This is a genomic window from Amycolatopsis sp. NPDC003676 (assembly GCF_053587275.1).
Genome location: NZ_JBSFNS010000447.1, coordinates 1 through 1,031, shown reverse-complemented (window position 1 = coordinate 1,031; position 1,031 = coordinate 1). Strand labels below are relative to the sequence as shown.

Genomic DNA, 1,031 nt, shown 5'->3' with positions numbered 1-1,031 from the left:
CGGCACCGGCGCACGTCGGGGCGGCGCGGAAGCGGGGCAGCGGCTGGTTCAGCGAGCGGCTCATGCCGTACCTGCTGATCCTTCCCGCGCTCGCCCGTCGGCGCCACACTGCATCAACACCGGGCAATGGCGGCAGATCGTCGCCGCCTTGCGCTGCGCCGCACCACGAACGAACAGCTGATCAGGGTCCACTTCCTTGCATCGCGCCTGGGCAACCCAAGCGATCCTTGCCTCGGCCTGCTCTACATCCAGTCGAGCGATGGGGGTTGTGATGTGCATTTTGATGTGCCCCTTTGCAGTCCGAACACCGTTGTGCGGCGCTCCAGAATCGCGAGCGCGGATCACAGCAACCCAACTACCGCTGCGGTCCGCACCACATTCCACTTTGAGTGTTAGCTCTATCACACTGGGTTCTCAATCTAGGTAAAGGTATGGCGCTTGCGCAAGACCACCCCCCGATTTTTTGGTACGGCCGTCCATTCAAATCACCGATCCGACCGGGCAGTCCTGCTGTTCACCGGCGTGGCCGGGCGCGACACGCCGATGTGATCATTTTGTTGACACGCCCGAGCAACCCCCCTGGCACCGACCGGACATCACCTGTCGAGCAGCACAGCCGTGAACACCGCCACCCCACCCTTTAGGCTGGGCGGGTGCCGATCACTCAAACGCTCGCGAGGCTGGCCGGCAGCTGCGCGCTGGCCTCCGTGCTAGTCGCCGGGCTGTTGTTCCCCTTGGCCGGTGGATTCGGGTTCATCTCCAACCGAGCCGCCGATGCCGTCGACAACGTGTCAGCCGAACTGGTCGAAGGCACGGTCCCGGCCGTCTCGACCATGGTCGACGCGAACGGCGCGCCCATCGCCTGGCTCTACGAGCAGCGACGGTTCGAGGTGCCGAGCGATCGCATCTCCAACAACATGAAGCTGGCGATCGTGTCTGCGAGACCTCCGGCTCGGTCAGCTTCGGCCGCGCCTGGCCGTCCACCGGAGCGCCGGAAATGTCCAGCACCCGCACCGAAACCGGGTCCGCCG

1 protein-coding gene and 1 pseudogene are annotated in these 1,031 nt (G+C 65.1%); one reads left to right on the top strand and one right to left on the bottom strand.

The features are described 5' to 3' along the window. Positions 1 to 60: 60 nt before the first annotated feature. A complete protein-coding gene (locus tag ACWDNU_RS47130) occupies positions 61 to 279 on the bottom strand; it encodes a WhiB family transcriptional regulator (protein WP_449673617.1) in 219 nt (72 codons plus the stop codon). A gap of 374 nt (positions 280 to 653) precedes the next feature. Between ACWDNU_RS47130 and ACWDNU_RS47125 the strand changes: the two are divergent. Further along, positions 654 to 1,031 (top strand): annotated as a pseudogene (locus tag ACWDNU_RS47125) (hypothetical protein); the annotation flags it as partial.

Excerpts from the sequence above, each read along its gene's own strand:
- ACWDNU_RS47130 (WP_449673617.1), bottom strand. The coding sequence starts at position 279 with ATGCACATCACAACCCCCATCGCTCGACTGGATGTAGAGCAGGCCGAG.